The 24,100-nt window shown below is 50.2% G+C and carries 21 protein-coding genes and 1 riboswitch; of the genes, 10 read left to right on the forward strand and 11 right to left on the reverse strand.

Translation table 11 applies throughout. The features are described from left to right. Positions 1-47: 47 nt before the first annotated feature. From L3K52_12865 to L3K52_12880, 4 genes are all read left to right on the forward strand, one after another. The gene (locus tag L3K52_12865) at positions 48-824 is read left to right on the forward strand and encodes a dienelactone hydrolase family protein (protein UOG91088.1); all 777 of its coding nucleotides are present in this window, start codon (positions 48-50) and stop codon (positions 822-824) included. 414 nt (positions 825-1,238) lie between these two features. Further along, positions 1,239-1,862, forward strand: a complete 624-nt coding sequence (locus tag L3K52_12870; GenBank protein UOG91089.1) for a hypothetical protein — start codon at positions 1,239-1,241, stop codon at positions 1,860-1,862. An 80-nt stretch (positions 1,863-1,942) separates the two neighbouring features. Continuing rightward, entirely contained in the window at positions 1,943-2,359 is a 417-nt protein-coding gene (locus L3K52_12875; GenBank protein UOG91090.1) for a XisH family protein, read from the forward strand. Beyond that, complete coding sequence (locus L3K52_12880; GenBank protein UOG91091.1) at positions 2,347-2,682, forward strand: XisI protein; 336 nt, start codon at positions 2,347-2,349, stop codon at positions 2,680-2,682. Before L3K52_12875 ends, L3K52_12880 begins: the two co-directional genes overlap by 13 nt. A 143-nt stretch (positions 2,683-2,825) precedes the next feature. Here the strand turns inward: L3K52_12880 and L3K52_12885 are convergent, their stop codons facing one another. Continuing rightward, positions 2,826-3,215 (reverse strand): hypothetical protein, encoded by a 390-nt coding sequence (locus tag L3K52_12885; protein UOG91092.1) that lies wholly within the window; start codon positions 3,213-3,215, stop codon positions 2,826-2,828. 208 nt (positions 3,216-3,423) lie between these two features. On the opposite strand from L3K52_12885, the gene L3K52_12890 reads away from it, so the two are divergent. Together L3K52_12890 and L3K52_12895 are read left to right on the forward strand one after the other, a co-directional pair. Continuing rightward, entirely contained in the window at positions 3,424-4,719 is a 1,296-nt protein-coding gene (locus L3K52_12890) for an AAA family ATPase (protein UOG91093.1), read from the forward strand. Beyond that, on the forward strand, positions 4,703-6,274 hold the full coding sequence (locus tag L3K52_12895; protein ID UOG91094.1) for a tetratricopeptide repeat protein: 1,572 nt from the start codon (positions 4,703-4,705) through the stop codon (positions 6,272-6,274). Before L3K52_12890 ends, L3K52_12895 begins: the two co-directional genes overlap by 17 nt. Before the next feature lie 59 nt (positions 6,275-6,333). Here the strand turns inward: L3K52_12895 and gcvP are convergent, their stop codons facing one another. The 4 genes from gcvP to L3K52_12915 all read right to left on the reverse strand — a co-directional run bounded on the left by gcvP (position 6,334) and on the right by L3K52_12915 (position 11,271). Then, positions 6,334-9,198 carry an aminomethyl-transferring glycine dehydrogenase gene (gcvP, locus tag L3K52_12900; protein ID UOG91095.1) on the reverse strand — a complete coding sequence of 955 codons (2,865 nt, stop codon included), beginning with the start codon at positions 9,196-9,198 and terminating at the stop codon, positions 6,334-6,336. Positions 9,199-9,213: 15 nt separating this feature from the next. Continuing rightward, positions 9,214-9,600, reverse strand: coding sequence for a glycine cleavage system protein GcvH (gene gcvH, locus L3K52_12905; protein ID UOG91096.1), 387 nt, complete (start codon positions 9,598-9,600; stop codon positions 9,214-9,216). 17 nt (positions 9,601-9,617) lie between these two features. Then, positions 9,618-10,700: a glycine cleavage system aminomethyltransferase GcvT gene (gene gcvT / locus L3K52_12910; GenBank protein UOG91097.1), complete on the reverse strand. Its 1,083-nt coding sequence runs from the start codon at positions 10,698-10,700 to the stop codon at positions 9,618-9,620. A gap of 168 nt (positions 10,701-10,868) precedes the next feature. Next, a riboswitch (glycine riboswitch) is annotated at positions 10,869-10,969 on the reverse strand. 86 nt (positions 10,970-11,055) lie between these two features. Next, a complete protein-coding gene (locus tag L3K52_12915) occupies positions 11,056-11,271 on the reverse strand; it encodes a hypothetical protein (protein UOG91098.1) in 216 nt (71 codons plus the stop codon). Between the two features lie 221 nt (positions 11,272-11,492). On the opposite strand from L3K52_12915, the gene L3K52_12920 reads away from it, so the two are divergent. After that, on the forward strand, positions 11,493-12,071 hold the full coding sequence (locus L3K52_12920; GenBank protein ID UOG91099.1) for a YceI family protein: 579 nt from the start codon (positions 11,493-11,495) through the stop codon (positions 12,069-12,071). Here the strand turns inward: L3K52_12920 and L3K52_12925 are convergent. The 6 genes from L3K52_12925 to L3K52_12950 are packed head-to-tail and all read right to left on the reverse strand — an operon-like array spanning position 12,068 to position 17,414. After that, positions 12,068-12,643: a PqiC family protein gene (locus L3K52_12925; GenBank protein ID UOG91100.1), complete on the reverse strand. Its 576-nt coding sequence runs from the start codon at positions 12,641-12,643 to the stop codon at positions 12,068-12,070. The two genes, L3K52_12920 and L3K52_12925, sit on opposite strands and share 4 nt — an antisense overlap. Positions 12,644-12,645: 2 nt before the next feature. Then, positions 12,646-14,310, reverse strand: a complete 1,665-nt coding sequence (locus L3K52_12930; protein UOG91101.1) for an MlaD family protein — start codon at positions 14,308-14,310, stop codon at positions 12,646-12,648. After that, positions 14,307-14,939 carry a paraquat-inducible protein A gene (locus L3K52_12935; GenBank protein UOG91102.1) on the reverse strand — a complete coding sequence of 211 codons (633 nt, stop codon included), beginning with the start codon at positions 14,937-14,939 and terminating at the stop codon, positions 14,307-14,309. Before L3K52_12935 ends, L3K52_12930 begins: the two co-directional genes overlap by 4 nt. After that, positions 14,932-15,543, reverse strand: coding sequence for a paraquat-inducible protein A (locus L3K52_12940; GenBank protein UOG91103.1), 612 nt, complete (start codon positions 15,541-15,543; stop codon positions 14,932-14,934). Before L3K52_12940 ends, L3K52_12935 begins: the two co-directional genes overlap by 8 nt. A 39-nt stretch (positions 15,544-15,582) precedes the next feature. Further along, complete coding sequence (locus tag L3K52_12945) at positions 15,583-16,473, reverse strand: hypothetical protein (protein ID UOG91104.1); 891 nt, start codon at positions 16,471-16,473, stop codon at positions 15,583-15,585. Further along, positions 16,473-17,414, reverse strand: a complete 942-nt coding sequence (locus tag L3K52_12950; GenBank protein ID UOG91105.1) for a DUF6174 domain-containing protein — start codon at positions 17,412-17,414, stop codon at positions 16,473-16,475. Before L3K52_12950 ends, L3K52_12945 begins: the two co-directional genes overlap by 1 nt. A 204-nt stretch (positions 17,415-17,618) precedes the next feature. Between L3K52_12950 and L3K52_12955 the strand changes: the two genes are divergently transcribed. The 3 genes from L3K52_12955 to L3K52_12965 are packed head-to-tail and all read left to right on the forward strand — an operon-like array spanning position 17,619 to position 24,098. Further along, the gene (locus tag L3K52_12955; GenBank protein ID UOG91106.1) at positions 17,619-19,796 is read left to right on the forward strand and encodes a hypothetical protein; all 2,178 of its coding nucleotides are present in this window, start codon (positions 17,619-17,621) and stop codon (positions 19,794-19,796) included. A 40-nt stretch (positions 19,797-19,836) separates the two neighbouring features. Beyond that, complete coding sequence (locus L3K52_12960) at positions 19,837-21,213, forward strand: hypothetical protein (protein UOG91107.1); 1,377 nt, start codon at positions 19,837-19,839, stop codon at positions 21,211-21,213. Next, positions 21,213-24,098 (forward strand): UvrD-helicase domain-containing protein, encoded by a 2,886-nt coding sequence (locus L3K52_12965; protein UOG91108.1) that lies wholly within the window; start codon positions 21,213-21,215, stop codon positions 24,096-24,098. Before L3K52_12960 ends, L3K52_12965 begins: the two co-directional genes overlap by 1 nt. The last annotated feature ends 2 nt before the right edge of the window (positions 24,099-24,100 follow it).

The raw sequence follows: 24,100 nt of genomic DNA on the forward strand, positions 1-24,100 counted from the left end.
CCTCGCCAAATTGCTATGTTGTGCTAATGAAATCAGGAGAATCCTCTATGCCAACAGCGCCCCTTACCGCCAAGCCGCAACCACCCGCCCCCAACGAATGCTGCGAAAGCGGTTGTGACCCCTGCGTGTGGGACATTTACCGCACCGAATTACAGCAATGGGAGACACAATGTTTACCTGCTGTCGAAGTTGAACCGACCTCCCATGCTACTGCTGCGGTCATCTGGCTGCACGGTTTGGGCGCGGATGGGCACGATTTTGTGCCGATTATTCCCGAACTGGGTTTGCCGCCTGCTCATGGGATTCGTTTCATTTTTCCACACGCGCCGGAGTTGCCCGTGACCGTCAACGGCGGTTATGTGATGCCCGCATGGTATGACATTTTGGAAATCGACCTCGACCGCAAGGTGGATGTGGCGCAATTGCAAGCATCCGCCCGCGAAGTGGGCAAGCTGATTGAGCGCGAAATCGCACGCGGCATTCCCAGCGAACGCATTGTAATCGCGGGCTTTTCGCAAGGCGGCGCGGTGGCGTATCAGGCCGCATTGAGCTACCCCAAACCGCTGGCGGGCTTGCTGGCACTGTCGACGTATTTTGCTACGGTGGATACGGTTGTGTTGGATGCAGCGAATGCGCAATTGCCGATACACATTTTCCACGGCAAGCAGGACACGATTGTGCCGGATTTGCTGGCGCACAAGGCGTATGGCTGGCTGAGTGAGCGCGGGTACGCTCCGGCGTATTCAGAATATCCGCTGGGGCATAATGTGTTTGCGGAGGAGATTGCGGAAGTGGGTCGGTGTTTGCGGGCGTGGCTGAAGTGAGATAATTAATTAAGAAGATTTTCTCCAGAATTTTTTCTCACAGTCATGGCAATAACAAAGTTTTTTGTTAGGGTGAAAGAGTTTTTGCCACCATGAACGATGTCGGAAAAATATTATGGTACTTTCACAATAAGGACAACGAACAGAAGCATCTGCTTTACCATTGGCAGGTGTTACTACTACAGCATTCATGGCTTATCCTCTCGCAATGATAAGTTTAGATAACATTGATGATTGTACACTAATAATTACACAAGTTACAACAGCCAACCAATAATATTAACTAATGCTTAATAAAAAACAGAATGTAATCAGTATATTTGAGATTTTCCATACCTGACGATAATTAGTCCATTCAACGCCTGCGTAGATGCTCTATGCTTGCCGTATCCACATTGCCAGAAGGATTGACACATGGGCATGTTCGACTCACTGATGATCAAAATCAACGACCGCGACATTGAGCTGCAAACCAAACGCTTTGAAAACATGCTGGGGCGTTACCACCCTGGTGATGCGGTTTGCGGTGCGCCGGGCGGTATTGGCATCTATTTCGACGCGGTAGAACTGGATGCCGACGGCAGACATGCTTATCAGGATGACAAGATTGCTGCCCGTTACACGGTGTTTGTGGTGCTGGTGCATGGCATTTTCACCGAATATGAGGTCATGGATGGCGCATGGGAACGTGAAGCCATCGAACGCCGCGTCTGTGAGTTGAAAGACTTGTGGGGCGATACTGCCCGCGTCACGCTGCGCTGGATTGAATTTTTGCGTAACGCTCAGGATGAAAAAGCCCGCTTGCGCGGTTGCATTAATCGCAGCTTGTCGGTGATTGACCATGCACGGCGGTTGCGGGCAGGTGAGGATATGACTGGCAAATTTTCGGCACTCTTCATGAGTGAGGAAGACAAGCGGCTGGATGCTGGGGAAGAGGTATTGGATGTGCTGGAATCGGTGCTGAAAAAGCCGGAAGCAGGTAGATTTTGGGGGTGTTCGCAGCAAGAGCGGGATGCGTTGGAGGATTATCGGTTATAACCCTTATTTGGCATAGCCGATGGGCAAAAGCAGGCGTTTTTGCTAAAGTCAAAGCTGATTATTGAGAAAGTACCCATACCATGCCAGCCAGAGACATCTATCACGACTCCGTAAAACACGCCTTGGAAAAAGGCGGCTGGAACGTCACGGATGACCCGTTTCTGTTACGCGCTGGTGCAATCTCCATGTACGTAGATTTGGGGGCAGAACGTTTGCTCGCAGCGACAAAAAATGAGGAAAAAATCGCGGTAGAGATTAAATGCTTCTTACGAGCCTCTGATATTTCAGAATTCCATGCTGCACTGGGTCAATTCATGAACTATCGCCTAGCTCTGAGCAAGCAAGAACCTGACCGCGTGCTTTATCTCGCTGTGCCTGCTGACACTTACGATTCATTTTTCACGCAACCGTTTATTCAGGATGTACTTCACCAGTATCAAGTTAAACTGATTGTATTCAAACCGGATCAAGAGGTTATCTCACAATGGATAAGTTAATACTGTATCGCCAAGCCATCAAGAATCTGCTGAAGGAGTACGCCGACCTCTCCGCTGCTGACAAAGATGTGGATACGCAACTGCTGTTTGATGAACAGCATGACCATTACCAATTGATGCACGTTGGCTGGAAAAATGGGCATCGTATTTACGGTTCAGTCATCCATTTGGATTTGATCAACGGGAAAGTGTGGCTACAACACAATGGTACTGAGGGCGATATTGCCCAAGAATTGATGGATCTCGGTGTGGCACGGGGGGATATTGTGCTGGGTTTCCGTTCGCCTGCGGTGCGGGTGCATACGGGGTATGCGGTGGCTTAACGCTTTATGGGGCAATCATCGAATATTGACTTGAGTCGTTGCGCGTGGGCTTTAAACAAGCGCATCTGGTGTTCTAATTTCATGCAGTAATCCAGTTCCATTTGTTCTTCGGGCGAAAGGCTCGTGTTTTTGAGCTTTTGGATTCAGTCGCCGACTCTCTGCCCCAACATGGCGGCTTCTTCGGCATCTTGTTCGTCGTACCAGCGTTGCAACTGCGCACGTTCCTCGTCTGACAGCGGCAAACCGCGTGTGGCGCTATCGTGCAGTGCCTTTCCCAGATCATCCGCGACACGTTGTCCGGCTACAGTCTGCAAATCTTCAAGCACCGAGTCATCCGATACCTGAAAACCTACGCCGAAATGCTCTTGTAGGCGGTACAAGAATTCATTGAAACTCAGATCGGCAAGCTCGGCAGCAGCGACAAAGCTGACTTTATGTGCGAAGTACAAACCAGCAGCGAGAAAGAAAGCGGCTGCATTGTCGCCTAGCGGTTCGAGGATCTCCTCAAATTCCGGCTTCAGTTGTAGTTGCATGGTTGGCTATTCCACTATTGTTACCTGACAAAAGGATAGCAGTTCCGAACGATCCGTATCCCGATTTTCACTGAGACAACCTAAAGCTCTAATTTAAATAACAATTCAAACAAGTTACAACAAATCCACAAAATATCCGCACCAACGCAATACCACCCTAATATGCTAAACTACCAAGCTATTGATACTCACAGGAAGAGCCATAGCAATGACCCTCGCAACGAATCTGGATGAAGTGTACCGCGCCTGCGACCCCGACAAGCCTCTCAGTGCGTTAGATGAGCGTTATGTAGACTTAGCTGAAGTACGTGGTACGAAAGTCATTGCTACCACCATCGCACGACGCATCGAACGCTGCAATGATGGTCAGTTTTACCAACAATTGTTCACTGGGCATCGTGGTAGTGGCAAGTCCACTGAATTGTTGCGATTGAAAAAGGAATTGCAAAGCCGCAACTTCTTTGCCATTTACATTGATGTTGAGGAGCTACTTGACCTTGCCGACCTCGACTATTTGGATGTGTTATTAAGCATTGCCAAGCAAACAGAAGAAGAGTTACGTAAAAGTGACATCGCATTAAACGATGAATTATTGGAAAATCTCGGCAAATGGTTTGAAGAAAAAATCATCGAAAACGGTCAATCAAACGAACTGTCTGCTGGACTCAAAACACAGATAGAAGCTGAAGCAAAAATTCCATTTTTTGCCAAATTAATGGCAAGCCTTACCGCAGAAATTAAAACAGCCAGTAGTCGCCGTATTACCACACGCCAAAAGTTGGAACGTGAACAAGCTGTCTTTATTGAGCGTCTTAACTTTTTGTTGTTGGATGCCCGCTCTAAAGTACAAAAACGTGGGCATAAAGATATTGTCCTGATCGTTGATGGCTTGGAAAAAATACACTATCGCATTCTTGATGACAAGCAATCCAGCCATGCACATTTATTCGTTGTTCATGCCGAACAATTGAAAGCACCACGTTGCCACATTGTTTACACCATGCCGATTTCCTTGGCTTTTAACGCTAATCTTGGCAATGACTTTGATGATGTCCAATTATTGCCAATGGTCAAAATGAATGATCAAGGCATCGCCTGTTTAGGTGAAGTGGTAGCACGGCGCGTCGATGTTGCCGCCACGTTTGAACAAACCAATGTCATTAATGAATTGGCGCAACTCAGTGGTGGCGTTATGCGTGATTTGATGCGTTTGATACGACTCTCAACGGATACCGACGAAGCCAAAATTGGTGCGTCTGAAATCGAGTATGCCAAGAAAGCCCTTATCCGTGAGTATGATCGCCTATTACGTGATGACGAATTTGAGAAACTGGCGTGGGTACGTGCCAATCGTCGCGTCACGGGTGATGAAAGCTATGCTCGCTTATTAAATCTACGACTGATTCTCGAATACCAAAATGGGGGACGTTGGGCCGATGTACACCCGGCAGTGATGCAAATTCCGTGGGTAGAAAAACGGTTGCAAAATGAAACTAGCGAGTGAAACCGACCTGTACGAACGCTACCCCGACTTGTCACGTTTGGCAAAAGCGTTACAACGGGCAAAGGGTGATTTTGCGTTGTTTTTTGTGGAATGCAATGTCACTACATTACGTCGTGAACTCTCTCATTCACTGGCTACCCGCTTACAGCCTTTGCCGATTGAAGTTGATTTAAATACCTTTGGGGGTGATCTCCAGCACATTCCGTTAGATGAGTTACTGGTTGCCCGTGTTCAAGATACTCCCAATGATGCGGTTATTTTCCTGTTCGGATTAGAGCAATTGCTACCAACACAATCTGCTGAGCGCTTACGTGCCACGGTACAACAACTGAATTGGCGCAGAAGTTTTTTCTCCCAGTTAAAACGCCCATTAGTTATCTGGCTTCCCCAATATGCGTTGAATTTACTATCAGAGAAGACACCTGATTTCTATGATTGGTACAGTGGCGTATTTGTTTTTCCTGCTGATAAAAATACATTACAACAAGCAGAACAAAATACTTTCCAACAAATATCAGAGCAAGGGATTCATTCTGGCAATCGTTCAAGTATTACCGAAAAGAAACAATGGCTACATACTCTCAGAAGTTTATTGGAAGAACACACCACCCCTGATTCAATTCGTAGCAATTTATTAGTAAATATTGCGTACTTACATAATTCACTAGGTAACTACGGACAGGCGTTAAACTATTACCAAGAAGCCCTCGCCATTCAACAGGAAATCAGTGACAAATCCGCCGAAGGCACTAATCTCAACAATATCTCTCAAATCTATCAAGTACGCGGCGACTATGACACTGCTCTCGACTTGTTGAATAAATCACTCGCCATTCAACAGAATATCGGCGACAAATTCGGCGAAGGCAATACTCTCAACAATATTTCTCAAATCTATCAAATACGCGGCGACTACAACACCGCTCTTGACTTCTTGAATAAATCATTCACTATAAGACAGGAAATCGGTGACAAATCCGGCGAAAGTAATACCCTCAACAATATGGCAACAAATGCCTACGCACGCGGCGACTACGACACCGCTCTTGACTTCTTGAATAAGTCACACGTCATTCAACAGGAAATCGGTGACAAATCCGCCGAAGGCACTATCCTCAACAATATTTCTCAAATTTTCAACACACGTGGCGACTACGACACCGCTTTAGACTTATTGAATAAGTCGCTCGCCATTCAACAGGAAATCGGTGACAAATCCGGTGAAAGTACTACCTTTAACAATATCGCGCAAATACTCAAGGCACGTGGTGACTATGATACCGCTCTCGACTTCCTCAATAAGTCACTCGCCATTCAACAGGAAACTGGCAACGTCACAGGATTATGTACCACCTTATTTAATATAGGGCATATTCACCTTCAAAATGGAAAAGCAGCAGAAGCCGTACAAGCATGGGTAGCGGCTTATGGGCTTGCCAAAAAAATGAATCTCGCCCAAGAACTGGAAGCGTTGGAAAACTTAGCAGGGAATCTCGGTTTAAAAGGCGGGTTGCAAGGCTGGGAAATGCTGGCGCAGCAGATAAACAAAGCATAAATCCCCTCTTGTCCCTCCTCTACCGCTTGGCGGGAGAGGGGGCTAGGGGGTGAGGGTCTTTACCGATAACTATCCACACTCGGACAAGAACACACCAAATTCCGATCCCCATACACATTATCAATCCGGTTCACGGTAGGCCAATACTTCGCCGTCGGGCTAACACCCTGCGGGAACACCGCCTCGGTCTGGCTGTAAGGGCGTTCCCAAGCATTCACCAAATCATCCAGCGTATGCGGCGCATTCACCAGCGGATTATTGTCCGCAGGCCACACGCCCTCCTGCACCTTGCGAATCTCTTCCCGAATCGCAATCATCGCATCGCAAAAACGGTCAAGCTCCTCTTTCGGCTCGGATTCGGTCGGCTCGATCATCAGCGTACCCGCCACCGGAAACGACATGGTAGGCGCGTGGAAACCGTAATCCATCAAGCGTTTCGCGATGTCCGACTCATCAATCCCCGAAGCCGCCTTCAACGGACGAATGTCGATAATGCACTCATGCGCCACCCGCCCATTCGCCCCCCGGAACAGCACCGGATAATGCTCAGCCAAGCGTTGCATAATGTAATTGGCGTTCAAAATCGCCATCTCCGTCGCCCGCTGCAAACCCGCCGCGCCCATCAACTTAATGTACGCCCACGAAATCGGCAAAATCGCCCCACTCCCATACGGAGCAGCCGACACCGCACTATTGCCCGGCGCAATTCCATCCGGCGGAGTCACCGCATGGCTAGACAAAAACGGTGCAAGATGCGCTTTCACCCCAATCGGCCCCATGCCAGGGCCACCGCCGCCGTGCGGAATCGCAAAGGTCTTGTGCAAGTTCAAATGCGACACATCCGACCCCATCTTGCCCGGTTTCGACAAGCCCACTTGCGCGTTCATGTTCGCGCCATCCATGTACACCTGCCCGCCGAACTGATGCACAATGTCGCAAATTTCCACGATGTCCTGCTCAAACACCCCATGCGTAGACGGATAAGTCACCATCAAGCACGATAAATTCGCCGCGTGTTTTTCCGCCTTGGCACGCAAATCCGCCACATCCACATTACCGTTCACGTCGCACTCGACCACCACCACCTTCAGGCTCACCATCGCCGCCGAAGCCGGATTCGTGCCATGCGCCGAACTCGGAATCAAACACACATCCCGATGCGACTGCCCCATACTCGCCTGATAACGACGGATCGCCACCAACCCCGCGTATTCGCCCTGCGCCCCCGAATTCGGCTGCATCGAAATCGCATCATAGCCCGTGATTTCCACCAACCAATCTTCCAACTCCTTGATCATGGCGCGATAACCCACGGTCTGCTCCTGCGGCGCAAACGGGTGAATATTGGCAAACTCGCTCCACGTCACCGGAATCATTTCCGTGGTTGCATTCAACTTCATGGTGCAAGAACCCAACGGAATCATCCCGTGTGCCAGCGAGAAATCCTTATTCTCCAAGCGTTTCAAATAACGCAACATCTCCGATTCCGAATGGTGCGAATTGAATACCGGATGCGTCAGGAACTCGCTGGTGCGCTGGTAGCCGGATGGAATACCGCTGAAACCTTCCGCGACAACCGCAGCATCCAACGCCTCCACATCCAACCCATGCCCAGCACCCAGCAACACATCGAACAACTCAGCAATATCCGCACGAGTCTTACGCTCATCAATGCTGATACCAATCTTCCCATCAGAGAAATGGCGGAAATTAACCGCATTTGCTCCCTGAGCGAAGCCGAAGGGAGCAGCCACCACCACCGTATCAAACCACGTATCATTCAGCAGCGTCACACCCTTCTGCTGCAACCCCTTCGCCAAAATATTCGTCAGCCGATGAATCCGCCCCGCAATCGTCTTCAGCCCCGCTGCACCGTGATACACCGCATAAAACCCCGCCATATTCGCCAGCAACGCCTGCGCCGTACAAATATTGGAAGTCGCCTTCTCACGCCGGATATGCTGCTCACGGGTCTGCATCGCCATGCGCAACGCCTGCTTGCCGTGGCTATCAATCGAAACCCCGATCACCCGCCCCGGCATGGTGCGCTTAAACGCATCCTTCACCGCAAAAAACGCCGCATGAGGCCCGCCAAAACCCATTGGCACGCCGAAACGTTGCGAGTTACCAACCACCACATCCGCACCCATTTCGCCCGGTGCTTTCAACATTACCAACGCCATCAAATCAGATGCTACACATATCAAGGCTTTTTGCGCGTGCGCCTGCTTAATCAATGCTTCAATATCAACCACTTCACCCGTGGTGCTAGGGTATTGCAGCAACACCCCAAACACTTCCTGCCCCGCCAACTCGCTATACGGGTTGCCGATCACCAATTCAAACCCAAAGTGTTCCGCACGGGTTTTCAACACGTCGATGGTTTGCGGATGCACATCATCACCCACAAAAAATTTGTCCGATTTGAGCTTGTTGGAACGCTTGCACAGCGTCATCGCTTCCGCCGCTGCGGTCGCTTCATCCAACAACGAGGCATTGGCAATGTCCATGCCCGTCAAATCCGTGACCATTTGCTGGTAATTGAGCAAGCCTTCCAGCCGCCCTTGGGAAATTTCCGGCTGATACGGCGTATACGCGGTGTACCAACCGGGATTTTCCAAGACATTACGCAAAATGACCGGCGGCACGACCGTATCGTAATAGCCCATGCCGATGTACGACTTGGCAACGGTATTTTGCCGCGCCAATTGCTTCAAATACGCCAACGTTTCGGCTTCGGAACAGCTTGCTTCAATCGCCAACGGTGCTGGCAAGCGAATGCTCGCAGGCACAGTGCTGTCAATCAGCGCATCCAGCGATTCCGCGCCCACGGTTTGCAGCATTGCCGCTGTATCCGCCGCGCTGGGACCAATGTGGCGGGCAATAAAATCGTCGTGTTGTTCAAGTTCGTACAAGGTTGTCATGGTATCTGCCTTTAATTACTCGTCACATTCCGCTTTGTATGCTTCCGCATCCATCAATTCGCCCAGCGCATCTTCGTCATCCACACGCATGGTGAATAACCAACCGTCACCGTAAGGGTCGGAATTGATCAACTCAGGCGAATCTTGCACCGCTTCATTGCTTTCAAGGATGACACCGGGGACAGGCGCGTAAATATCAGAAGCCGCTTTCACCGATTCCGCGACCGCGCAACCGTCTTCTGCACCGAATTCAGTGCCAACTTCAGGCAAATCAACGTGTACCAAGTCACCCAGCAACTCTTGCGCGTGATCAGTAATCCCAACAGTCACCGTGCCGTCGCCGTTGTCGCGTACCCACTCGTGGGATTTGGTGTATTTCAAATCGGATGGAACATTGCTCATAAATAACTCCTAAAAACTTAATTTAAAACAGATTTGCCATTGCGGGCGAACACGGGTTTCACCACTTTAGCAGGGTGCAATTTGCCGCGAATATCGACCTCGCAAGTCTCGCCGCAGCTTGCTGGCACACGCGCCAGCGCAATCGCTACGCCGAGTGTAGGCGAAAATGTGCCGCTGGTGGTTTCGCCGTCACCACCATTGCATACCACTTTCATGTGACTGCGCAATACGCCCTTACCTTCCAGCACCAGCCCGACGAACTTTTGCGGAATACCGGCGGCTTTTTGTGCTTCCAACGCGCTGCGCCCGATAAAGTCGCGGTCTTCCGGCTGCCAACCGATTGTCCAGCCCAAACCCGACACTAAGGGTGAAGTGGTTTCGTCCATGTCCGTGCCATACAGGTTCATGCCTGCTTCTAGGCGCAAGGTATCGCGTGCGCCCAAACCAATTGGCTTGATGCCAGCAGCCAACAATGCATCCCAGACTTTGTGCGCTTGTTCGTTGGGGAACATCATTTCAAAGCCGTCTTCACCCGTGTAACCCGTGCGGGCAATGAACCAGTCGTTGACGAATGCACCGTAGAAGGTTTTCAGCGGCTCAACGATAGCCACTTCATCCGCTGGCATAATGCCCAGCACTTTGGCGCGTGCATTCGGGCCTTGTGCCGCGATCATGGAAAGGTCGTCACGTTCGGTCAGGGTAGCGTCGAAAGCGGCAATTTGTTTTTGCATCCACGCAATGTCTTTATCGCGTGTACCAGCGTTGACGACGATGCGCCATTGGGTTTCGGTGATGAAATACACGATCAAATCATCAATCACCGTGCCTTCAGGGGTCAACATGCAGCTATACAGTGCCTTACCGGAATCTTTCAGCTTATCAACGTTATTGGCGAGCAGGTAGTGCAAAAAGGCTTTGGATTGCGCCCCCACGAGGTCGAGGATGACCATGTGCGATACGTCAAACATGCCCGCATCATTGCGGACTTGGTGGTGTTCTTGCAGTTGTGAGCCGTAGTGAATGGGCATTTCCCAGCCCGCGAAATCGACCATTTTCGCACCGGATTCAAGGTGCTTGGCGTAAAGTGCAGTACGTTGCATTAGGATTCTTCCAGTTTAACAGGCACAAAAAAAGGGCGGCAGACCGCGTGAGTCTGCCGCCCCTCTGTCCGTTTACCTGAGAGATTCCCACTGTGCCTTCGACTACGCTCAGGCAACGTGGTTACTACCCTTCGGTGAGTGCGTCCGCACTGCTCTCCAGAGTCAGATCTAGTACTGCCAGTCCTTTTGCCTGAGCGTTTCCGGGCGGAATTGCGCCTTCGGCGGTTGCGGCAACCTTGCGGTGTGCAACGCTCTCCTGCCAGTGTTTACTGAATACGAATGATTGTAGCGGATGCAGTGCAGCAACTAAAGCACCATTTACGCTTGACTATCAAAATGCGCCTACTTTAGCAGCTCAATGTTCTGCCATTGACGTAATGCCAGTTTGCCGCCCCTGCTTATCATAGTTGTACAATAACAAGCCTTTCTGCACGCTAATGCTCTGAGCGTCATACGCCTTCAAACCATCAGTAGGCAAGCGACTGGGCGCTGAAATGGAGGTCACTGCTTCGCCGTTTTGGTCGTAAATGTAGATTAATGTGCCACGCTGAACAGCTTTGCTAATAGCCATACGGTATCTCCCTATGTGGTATCGTTATTTCGTTAAAATTTTAAGTCATTCTATCTCTTGCGATAGGGTAACATATAACCCTTCTTGATAATTGACTTAAATCAAGTAAGGTTCTCTGGAGGGTAAAAACCCATGCAGTTACCGCAGTATATCCGACCAACGGCGCTATTCAGTTAAGCTGCAAGCAAGTCGATTTTAACCATTCACAGGAAAAACCAGTTATGCAAGGTCTGCTACCTTTTATCTGCAAAACTACGCTCAGTTTCGCGCTACTTTCTGGCACTGCTTTAGCGGATTGGGTGCTCGACAATCAGCAATCGGCACTGCATTTCGTTTCCATTAAAAAAGATCACATTGCCGAAACCCACACGTTCAAAACCCTCTCTGGTACGATTACCAAGGCGGGACAAGGTTCGTTAAGCGTTGATTTAGCTAGTGTCAGCACCAATATCGACATTCGCGATCAACGGATGCGCGAACAATTGTTTGACACCAAAAAATTTACCCACGCGAATATCCGCGTCGATTTGAGCAAAACCGGCGTAAAACCCGGCATCCAAACCCTCAATGTCACCTTGGACTTGCATGGTGTGAAAAAGGAAATCCCCGCTACCGTGGCGATCACCGAAGTCGGTGACACCGTTCAAATCACCACAGTTGCCCCGATTGTATTGAATGCGGCTGATTTTGATTTGGCGGCTGGCGTAACCGCTTTGCGCGAAATAGCGGCTCTTCCCAGCATCAGCAATGCCGTACCCGTTACCTTTTTCTTAAGCTTTGTGAAACAAGCAGCGGGCTAATACGCGGCTAAGCGCTGCACGATCTGCTTGGCTAAATCCGCCAACAACCCGCTTTGCGCTTTCACCAGCCCCGTCACCCCCGCTTCTAGGGTCTGACGGGTCAACAGTATCGGCTCAGTTGTGAGAATCTTGCCATCACTGCCTGCCTGAAGTTGCCACACACCACGCAGCCACGCGCTGCCGCTGGGTGTGCCGTCGAACTGATCGAGCTTAACCACCACCTGGTACTGCGGCGTCTGACTGAGTTCCCACGGCACGCTTTGCACGCGTGTACTGGGCAAACGGCTTTGCAACTGTTGGGTCAACGTGCGCAGGAATTCATCTTCCAATTGCCCGCCCCACAAGTGCGTATCGGATACTTCCAGCGTCGTTGCATCTTTGCGGATGACCATGCCCTCACGATCCAGCAATGTCGGCAACGTAATCGGGCCAACTCCCACGCTATTGATTGCTGAAGTCACCACTGGCAGCGCTGCACTGCCCGTATCCATTGACAGCGTGTGATATTGCGTAGGCGTGTTCGCACAAGCGCTTAATGCCACCATTATTAAGCCACCTAACCATCGTCTCATCATTATTCTCCTTGTTTACCGCGTAGCAATGAACTGGGTTGGCGTTGCAATGTTTCAGTCAAACTGCGCAAAGCACGCGAAGCAGCGGTCACTTCTTCCAACATTTCTTGCAATTGCTGTTGCGTTGGGGAGTTTTGCGCAGTCAAACGGTCAATCTGCACCATTGAGCCTTGAATTCTCTGCATGGTATTACTCAAATCCTGACTGATTTTATTGACATCATTGGTGACACTGGGCAGGGTATTTTTATCTACCGTATTAAGCATTTCTTTAGCGGCCTTCACCGCTTGTTCTGCTTCTAATAATACTTTATTGAGGCTGTCTACGGTTTTATCCAATTTACCGCTACTCACCAGTTTATTAATGCCATCCAAGGTTTCATCAAGGCTTATCATAATTTCGGTGGCTAAGAAAGGCAGTTCTTCAAACGCTGTGCCAATGGTTGGGAATTCACTGTAAAATTGTGTGGCTTTAATGGCGGCAGCGGGCGGATTTGTTTCCATGCTCAGTGTAATCACTTTCTGCCCCGTTAAAAAACTCACGGTATCCAATTTAGCGCGCATTCCTTTTTCCACCAATTGACGCATAGCAGCCTCACCTGTTTCTTTAGTAAGAGACTCATCAAAATATTGCGGTTGAATCGATACCAATACCGGAACGCGTACCGCCAATGAATCGGTATCCATATTCACGTCAATCTTTTCGACCTGCCCAATCGGAATACCTTGAAACTCTACCGCCGAACCCACGCGCATACCGCGCACCGAACCATCAAAATACATAACGTAATACAATCTGGTGGCGTACTGCTTTTTCCGCGAATCCGCATAATTGCGATACAACACAAAAGTATCACCTTGTTTACTCACGTCTCCACCGGCAATCCCGGTCGGCGTTTCAAATGCAATTCCCCCGATTAACACAGAAATCAGCGATTCCATCCGAAACTCTGCCCCGGTCGAATTCATATTAAGTTCAACCCCACTGGCATTCCAAAAACGCGTGTTTTCATGCACGTATTGAAAATAAGGCGCCCGTACAAACACCTCCAATTGCACGCGGTCTTGATTATTCAATAATTCGTAATCAATCACTTCACCAACTTGCAACTGTTTATAAAATACGGGCGCTCCCACATCCATTGAACCCAAAGAATCCGAGATTAAGAAAAAACGCTTACCGTCTTCTGCCGGTGCAATCACCGGCGGGCGTTCCGCGCCTTTATAAAAACTCTGGTCGTCGTTATCAGTTCCCGGATCCATGCCAATGTAAGAACCGGAAAACAAGGTACTCAAACCCGACACCCCGGAACGGTTTACACGCGGGCGAACCACCCAAAAACTCGCATCACTGCCCAAATGTCGCCCAATTTCCTTATTCAATTCAATCATGGCTTCGATGTATTTCAGTTCATTGTCCAATTTGAGTTTTTTGACTTTGCCAACGGTGACAGCGCGATAACGCACTTCGGTTTTACCCGGCTCAATGCCTTCTGCGCTAGAAAATTGCACGGTGACAGTCGGCCCACGCTCATACCAGGCTTGAAACAATAACCAAAAACCGATCAATAAGGCCGCCAACGGAATTAACCACACTGGCGAAGGCCAGCGCTGCTCGCGCAATTCCACATCCGGCAACGTATTATCCAGCCCATTGTTGTCATTCATTGTTGCCGTTCCCCTTGCCGAACAATATCCCAGATCAAGTGCTCATCCAAAGTACGCGCCGCCAGCATGGTCAATACCACCACGGCTGCAAACGACAAACTGCCCAAGTTTGCATCAACCCGCGCCAGATTCCCGAATTGTACCAACCCGGTTAAAATCGCAATCACGAACACATCCACCATTGACCAACGCCCCACGTATTCCGTGATCCGATACAAGCGCATTCGGTCGTGTTGCCGCCAGTGTGAACGCCGCTGAATACTGATCAACAAAAAACTCAACGTAAACAGTTTCAATAAGGGCACCACAATACTCGCCACAAAAACAATCAATGCCAACGGCCATTGCCCGGCTTCCAACAAATGGTACACGCCGGTAATAATCGTATCCGGTTGCCCTGCCCCCAACATATACACACTCATGATCGGCAACAAGTTGGCTGGAATATACAGAATAGCCGCTGCAATCAGCAATGCCCAAGTGACTTCGACACTGTTGGAATGCTGCGGAAATGCCATTCGCGCCCCACAACGCGGGCAATGCATCACATCAAAACGTTTTAATTGCTTAGGCGCATGGCTCAAGCCACTGCACACACGGCATTGCAGCAAAACCCCATTCTCAACCATGCTTTTTTCCCAATGCCCGCCACACAGTGAAAGGATCCAATAATGCGGTGGCCGCAGCCATCGTAAAAACTAGCCCGGCGAATGACCAAAAAGCAGCCCCTACAATCAACGTAGCCAAATCACCCAGTTTCACCACGGCTACCAGCACCCCTAGCATGAAGACTTCCAGCATTCCCCAAGGCTTAAATTCACGCATCCAACGGAATAAAAAAATTGCCATCTCCGGCTGCCAACGATAGCGCACAGTCAACACCACCACCAGCAGCGTCAGCAATTCAAACAAAGGAAAAACAATAATATTGAGAACAATTAACCCTGCTACGATCGGATAGCCCTGATTCCAAAACGCCAGACTCGCCCCCAGCAAATGCAGCTCTTGCTCTGCTCCCTGTGCGCGAAGACCTAACAAGGGGAACCCATTCGTCAATACGAATAAAATTAGCCCGGCAATGGTTAGTGCCAGCACCGAATCCAACATGTTCGGGCGATTGCGGTATAGCACCGCCCCACAACGGCTGCAATTAGCGATTTTGCCCGACGCAATAATTCGGTAACGGTGTAATTGACCGCATTCTTGGCAGGCAATCGGCTCGGCTTCTGGCATGATGATTAATGATCAGCATAAAAATCTTGGTGTATTGTATCATTCTTGCAATAGCCCAAGATACTTCAGCAACGCATCGCTCAACTTACCGGCTGCCACTTGATCAAATCCCGCAAACATTGGGTTGGTATTAATCTCCAAAAACTGCCATTCGCCGGTATGCGGATCGGTTTTGAAGTCTGCCGCAGCGAAATCCAGCCCCAAATGGTCTGACAAGCAGGTGAGTTTTTCCACCAAATCAGCGGGAACCTCCACCTCGGTCATGCGGGTCGCGGATGACGTGCGATAATCCAACACATCGGAAACAATTTTGAACCCAAACCACGTATTGCCCACACGAAACACGCGGAGTTCCGGCTGTTCCAAACGCTGCTGCACAATCTGTGGGTAAGACAAACGGTTGTTCAAACGCTCTGCAAACGGTTCCAATGGCACACAATACGCTCCCCCTGTGACGGGCTTGGTAATCCACGCCCCGCTGTCACCTAACGCATTCATGGCAGGAATATCGTTGCTGACATAGGTTTGCGCCACCTTGAAACCTCGCTCCAGCGCCAAACGTAGCACATACGGCTTATTGACAGTACCGCACGACTGGAATCTGCGATTGCACAAACGAATAGCCGGTGATGCCAGTAACCAACCGGAAACTGCCGCGTACCATTCGTGGGCAACAACATTATCTTGCGCATCCTTACTTTTTAGGTAAGCGAACACATCCTGACGAATAAAAGCAGCACTCACCGTCACCACCTCGCCCTCATTCAGCAATTGATTGCGCTGAATATCCCAATGCAAACGCGGCAAACCGGCTTGCCCAGTGAGCAGGCATTGCACAGGAATGCCATGCAATGCCGCGCGTTTCAACAACCGCATCAACTGTGGGTCGGTATCCCCCCCGGCAATCATCAAGCAGGTTGTTTGGATCATTATTTAATCGGTAGTACTTGAGGTGGCAAGATTTCAGTAGGTGGGCAATAATTACCTTCTTCGCCACACGCCAGCGTCGTAAACGTTGGCTCAGGCTGGAAATTGGAAATCGTGTAACCCATCTCCTCATCCGCTATTTGGAAACTTTGATCAATATAAATCGACGTTGGCAGACCGTATTGCTTGTCATAACTCACATCGACCTTAGCCGCACCGCTCTTGATGCCTTGCTCCACCAAATTAAACACACCGTCCGCATTCAAATTGTAAACAGACTGTTTATTCGTCTTGCGATCATCCGGCAGCAGCTCACCCGTATCGGCATACGTAGCCTTAGCCACACTCCCATCGCGTACTTCAATATTAATTGGGCGGATAGCGTCACCACGGCAGAAGCAATTGCGTTGCAAGGTAAATGAATAATCTTGAATATCCAGCGAGTTCCACTTTTTGCGGTTCGCATCCAAGTGCTGCTGTGCATCTGAACCGCCAGTGCCACCGGCATTGATTGCTTTCACATCCTGCTGTGTCAATTTTTTCCGCGAAATTTCACCGCCTGTAATGCCGCCCGAAATAACCAGCGTATCGCCCGCGCTGAGCTTGCCGTCTTTCTTGCTGTCCAACACTTCGTAGCTCATTGCACTGCCAACATTGAAACGTTCGCGCACGGCTTTATCTTGTTGCGAGGTTAATTGCAACGGCTTCGGCTGTGGTTTGGTTGGCGGCTCAGTCGGCGGCAACTTGCAACTAATCAACTCAATCATGTTCATCACAAGCTTGATTAGTGCCTCCTTATCGGCATGACTGCCGTTGCCAAACGGGTTGTTATCTGACTTGCTTTGAATGGACTTCACCGCATCGCCAAGCGCAGTGGTTACTGCTGTCAGTGTAGCGGTAGACTCGGTTGTTTTGGTTCCACTGCCCTGTGTTATGCCTGTCATCTTGAATTCTCCTGTGCTGGTGTGTATGCCTGATTTAGCGCTTACCATTTTTCACGTCCACACGCCAAGCACCGACCACCTTCGGACAAACAGACATTTTCTCCGTATGAGCGGTAAGGCTAGGCGCGACACTTGAACCCGTCGCCAATATGCTTTACAACACTGGTTAGTCTCGATTTTGCATCAACCGCTTTTGGAGGACACATGGCAACCCGCGAAGAACTCAGCCCACAAGCCGCCGCCTGCAACGACGCAGCCTCATACGCCGCCCTTGCTAAACAAGCTGCCGCCGCACCCGCCGATTTGGACTACGCCAAAGAATTACTGGCGAAAGGCGAATCCAACTGCTCCTTCCCCGCGCATTACGTCGCGGTTGCCGAAGGTTATGTAGCGACGGGTGATCATGACAAAGCCGCCGAACTGTACGACGAAGCCGCCAATAGCTGCTTTGATGCCAAAGAAAAAGCCGAAACCGGCTATAGCATTGCCAAATTCCTCGGCGACCGCGACAAAGGCCGCGCCTTGTTAGAAGAAGCCATCAGCGAAACCACCAATACCACCGAATTGCTGTCTTACGCCGGTTACGTGCAAGACGCGCTGCAAGACAACGCCCTTGCCAACAAGCTGTTCGGCAAAGTCACTGTCAACTGCAAAAGCATTGCCGACTACCAGAAACTCGCGACCGACATTAAAAACAGCGGCAACCCCACCACCGCACTGATGGTCTTCAAAAAAGCTGCACCCTCCAGCAGCGAAACGGCCGATGTCGTCACTTTCGCGAAAGGTTTGAAAGACCTGTTCGGCGATGACAAAGAGGTTGCCGCAACGTTGGCTGATGCCGAAAGTAACTGCATGTTCCCCGCGCAATTCGTGGTGCTCGCAGGCGGTTTCATGAACCTGCTCGGCGATAAAGACAAAGCCGAAGACTTACTGGAACAAGGCAAAAACTTCGCGATGAGCGGTGAAGAAAATCTCGACCTTGCCACGGGTTACGCCAACTTGCTGGGCGACCAAGCCACCGCTAAAGACATGTACGGCGTTGCCCTGAACGAATTCAGCGGCAAAGAAGACTTGCTGAAACTCGCCAGTGCCGTTGCCGCCAACATGGATGACAAAACCATTGCAGGCAAAGCTTACGACAAACTCGCCAGCAAACTCAGCACGCCTACCGATTTGGCAATGTTGGCAAAAGCCGTCAACGATAACCTCGGTGACAAAGACCGCGTTGCCAGCATTTACGCTGCTGCGGAAAGCAAAGCCACTAACGCTGCCGCCTTGGTATCACTCGCAGGCGAAGTCAACGCCAACCTGCAAGACCCTGCCAAAACCAACGCGCTGTACGCCAAAGCGGTGGACGCTTGCAAAGTTTACACTGACGCAACCAGCATCCTCGAAGCACTGGCGAAAAACCCAGCCGATGCCGCACTCGCCGCCACATCCCTGCAAAAAGCACTGGAGCTGACCGACACCAACGCACAAGTATTAGATGTAGCGCAACGCGCCCAAAAACTGACACCGGGCGACGCTACTGTCGTCATCCAAGCCCTCGACAAAGCCGAAGCCAACGTCAGCTCCCTCGACGAAATGCGCAAACTCGCAAACGCATCCAAGCAATTGCTGGCGGATGATGCCGAGCGCAACGACCGCATTAGCGGGAAACTGCTCAAGCGTGAAGCCAGCCAAGCGCGTTACACCGAATTCCAAAATCAGGAAAAAACCCTGACGCGCCCCAACCAATTCATTGCACTGGCAAACGCGGTGGTCGAAGAACTGGAAGACACGTCCTACGCCAGCCAATTGCTGACCACGGCGGAAGAAAAGATGCAGCAAGCAGGCACCTTCAGCTTCGCCGCTTATCAGCCGCTAATCGTCGCGGTTGGCAATCTGGTGAAAGACAAAGCATGGCTGGCACGCTTGCTGGATCTAGCCGCCACCCATAGCAATACGTTTGCAGCCGTGCGCAACCTCGGCGAAACCGTCAGCAAGCAACTCAGCGACACCGAATTTGGCAAAACTTGGACACAACAATTCTACGCCGCACAACTGGCAAAGCTGGATGCCAGCAACGCCAGCACTTTCGAGTACAACAAACTCGCCAAAGCCGTGAAAGAGCATTTGGATGACGACGCGCAAGCACAAATGATTTTGGATAAAGGCGAAGCCAAAGCTCAAAACCATTTCCACTTTGCGTACATGGCAGAACTGGCGCAAAAATGGGGCAATAGCAGCAAAGCCGAAAGCTTGTACGCCAAAGCCACCGCCGCGTGCCAAGATGCCAGCCAGCAACGTGAATTGGCGGATTTGATGCGTAAAGCGGGCGTGGTTAGCACACTGGCGCAAGCCGCAACGCCAAGTCAGGGTGGCAAAGGCATTTACTGGTAAACAGCATGATGAACACATTGTGCCGTGAGGCATTGCGCTCATGAAACCCCGTAGCCATCGAATTGGCGGCTGCCGGGTTGGGGCTGTCCCCACGGATGCCAAACGCCGTAAAATTGGCCGTTCTGCCGCGAAACCGTTGCCCGCTAAAGTTGACCTACGTCCGTATTTGACTGAGGTTGAGGAACAAGTGGGCAACAGTTGCGTGGCAAATGCGTGCGCGGGTGCGTATGAATACTTGGCTAAACGTCATTTGGGGGAATCCGCTGATGTCAGTCGCTTGTTTATTTATTACAACGCTCGCTATGAAGACGATGACATCGAGAATGACGACGGCACATCCATGCAGTCGGCGATTGAAGGATTAAAGAAGTACGGTGCGTGCCACGAAAATTTGTGGCCTAACGACACAGACTACATTACCGAAGAACCGGCGGCGGAAGCCTATGAACACGCCGCCAATTTCAAAATCGCTGAAGCCGAATACGTCGAAACAGATTTGGATTTGTATCGTCACACCTTGGCAGAAGGCTATCCCATTGCGTTTTGTCTGAACACTTTCTCTTCGTTTGATGAAGCAACCGACAACCGTGGGCGCGTCCCCTTACCAAAAAAGACCGAGCAGGTACGCGAAGAACACGGCTGGCACGCCATGCTTTGTGTTGGCTATTTAGACAAAGATAAGATGTTCATCGTGCGTAATTCCTGGGGAAATGCATGGGGGGATCGTGGCTATTGCTACATTCCCTATAAATATGTGATTCACGCTGAACTCAACGGACATGATACTTGGGTCGTCAAAGCGGTTGAGGACTTGGATTTTAATGCTGACATTGAATCCGAAGATGACAGCTCTTACTTTGCCGAAGATGGCGCAATCCAACTGTTCGATTTCTATGTTGCCACGGACGCGGTTGAGGATTTTTCTACAGCATTGGAGGCATTGTGTGAACAATATGCCAATGCGGAAGCCTTCTATTTTGACTACGAAGAAAGTGAAGAAGATGGCGTCACCTACGCCATTATCAGCAACTTCGACATCTCGTTGGATGACCCTGAAACGTTCTTGGAAGCGCTGGATACGTTGTGCAACGAATGGGCAGACGCTGAAAATTACGCTTTCAGCATAGAAGGTTACGACGATGACGATAGCGAAGCCGCCGCCGCACTGACGTTAAGTGATTTCTATATCTACACCGACAACGCTGAAACCGTCGCCGCAAAAATTGAAAAATTATGCGCCAAACACACGACTGACGATGATTACACGCTTGAATGGGAAGAGAGCGAGGATGAAAACGGTGCTTACCTTGGATTTTCAACCTTTGAAATCACGCCAAATGATGAAGAAGCATTTTTAGCCGCACTGGAAACACTTTGCGAAAAACTGTCCAACGATAACGGTTATAACTGGGAATAATGCAGATACTACTTTATAACGAACTGAATCCTGACAAAATCACCGGCTTCCGCAAATGGCGCTCTTTCATCGAAGCCGATGATCTCAAGTCCGCTGACGTCAAAAAAATCGGTGACAACTTATACCGAGCGCGGCTCAACCGCAGCGACCGTTTGCTGCTGGCTTTTTACAACTACCAAGATCAACGTTACGCATTGGTGCTGGAATACCTCAAAAGCCACGATTACGCCGGTTCACGCTTCCTCAGTCACGGCGCGGTCATCGACGAAGACAAAATTCCCGCACTCGAACACGCCCCCGACGACACCCCCAACCTTGCTTACGTCAACACCCAACACGGGCGTTTCAATCTGTTGGATAAAATCATTTCGTTTGACGACACCCAGCAAGCCGTTTTCGAGCTACCGCCACCGCTGGTGATCATTGGTTCGGCAGGCAGTGGCAAAACCGCTTTGACGCTGGAAAAGCTCAAAGCCTGCCCCGGCGATGTCTTATACGTCACCCTATCGCCGTATCTGGTGAAAAATTCCCGCGACCTGTATTACGCCCACGGCTACGAAAACGCGCAACAACACGTCGATTTCCTCTCCTTCCAAGAATTTCTCGAAAGCATCCAAGTCCCAGGCGGCAAACCGCTTCATTTCCGCGAATTTGCGCAGTGGTTCAGCCGTTTACCGCGCACGCCCATTAAAGATGCACACAAATTGTTCGAGGAATTCAAAGGGGTCATTACCGGCCCTTCCGTTGACAGCGCTTACCTCAGCCGCGACGAATACCTCAACCTAGGCATCAAGCAGTCGATTTTCTTGGAAGACGAACGCCCGGTTGTTTACGATATTTTCAGTCGCTATCTGAGTTTTTTGCAGGAAAATCAACGTTACGACAGCAATATTCTCAGCCACCAATACCTAGAACGGGTTGCACCACGCTACGATTTCGTGGTGGTGGATGAGGTGCAGGATTTAACCAATATCCAGCTTTTCCTCATTCTCAAAACCTTGCGCGACCCCACGGGATTTTTGCTGTGTGGCGATTCCAACCAAATCGTCCACCCCAATTTTTTCTCGTGGAGCAAGCTCAAAAGCCTGTTTTACACCCACGGCGAATTGCAGGCGGATGTCGATTTAATCCGCATCCTGAGCACCAATTACCGCAATTCCCCGCAAGTCACCGCACTGGCAAACCGGATTTTGCTGCTCAAAAATGCCCGCTTCGGCTCGATTGATCGTGAAAGCAATTATCTGGTGCAAAGCAATGGGCATGTGCAAGGCGATGTGGTATTCCTGCAAGACCGCGATAACATCCGCCGCGAACTCGATGCCAAAACCCGTACCTCCACCCGTTTTGCCGTGGTGGTCATGCACCCCGAACAAAAAGCCGAAGCGCAACAACATTTCAACACGCCGCTGGTATTCTCGATCCAAGAAGCCAAGGGGCTTGAATACGACAATATTATTCTCTACAACTTCCTGAGTGCAGAAAACAAACGCTTCCGCGAAATCAGCGCAGGTGTGACTCACGCCGACCTGCAACAAGACCTGAGTTACGCCCGCGCTAAAAACAAAACCGATAAGTCGCTGGAAACCTACAAGTTTTACATTAACGCACTCTACGTTGCCCTGACCCGTGCTGTGCGTAATTTGTACTGGATCGAGGCCGAATCCAAACAACACGTGCTGGATTTGCTAGGCTTGCATGATGCGCAAGAGACGCTCAATCTCGCTAACCAAAATTCCAGCCGCGAAGAATGGCAACGCGAAGCCCACAAACTTGAGTTGCAAGGCAAGCAAGAACAAGCTGACCGTATCCGCCAAGAAATTCTCCAGCAACAAAACCCGGATTGGGCAGTTTATACCGGCGAAACCTTGCAGCAATTGCACACCCAAGCCATTCAGCAGGGCGATAAAAAAGCCCGGCTGGCTCTGTTTGAAGTCGCGCTGGTATACGAAGACCGGCAATGCCTACGCGATTTAATCAAGGTTGAGTTCAAACCTGCACGGCATCCTGCCAATGGCATCAAGCAATTACAGCAGAAATATTACCTGCCTTATCAGCTTAAAAATCCAGTGGCTTTGCGCAACCAGCTCAATAAATTTGGCGTGGATTTCCGCAACCCGTTCAACCAAACCCCGCTGATGGTGGCGGCTTGGTTGGGCAACTCAAGCCTGATTAATGAACTGGCGGCACTCGGTGCCAACCCCGAATACGTGGATAATAACCACTTCACCGCGTTTCAGATTGCCTTGCAACAAGCCAGCAAAGACGAGAAATACGCCAAACATCACCTTGCCAGCATTTACCGGCAACTCGCCCCCGACAGTTTAAGCATTCAAATTGACGGCAAATTATTAAAACTCGATCAGCACAGCATGGAGTTTTTCCTGCTCAATCTAATGATTGCACTGTTTTACCGCGCCCTGCCTCTTAAAATCGGTGGAAACGGTGGCTTTGGTACGCAAGACATTATTGACGCAGTGGCACATTTCCCACCGGAGGTATTAAGCCCACAACGCAAACAACGCGCCTATATTTCCAGCATTTTCTCGAAAAACGAGATGTATCGCGACGACCGTTACAACCGCAAACTGTTCTATCGGGTGCGCCAAGGGCATTACCTGTTCAACCCCAGCCTCATGTTGAAAGTGGAAGGTGAGTGGGTCAATATTTACGACATGCTGGATCTCGACAAGTTGGCTTACCACCCCGCCGATACCCCGGATTGGTGGAGCGAGCACGATCAAGCCCGCTGGGACGCTTGGCTGGATGCGGGACGCGACCACATTAAACACCAGCTTCAGCAAGTGCGCACTGCCATGCTGAATGATGCACTTTCCATGTTAAAATCCCTGTGCGAACAAGAATTACGTAAGATTCAGGACAGTTAATC

This window comes from Candidatus Thiothrix sulfatifontis (genome assembly GCA_022828425.1).
GTDB lineage: Bacteria > Pseudomonadota > Gammaproteobacteria > Thiotrichales > Thiotrichaceae > Thiothrix > Thiothrix sulfatifontis.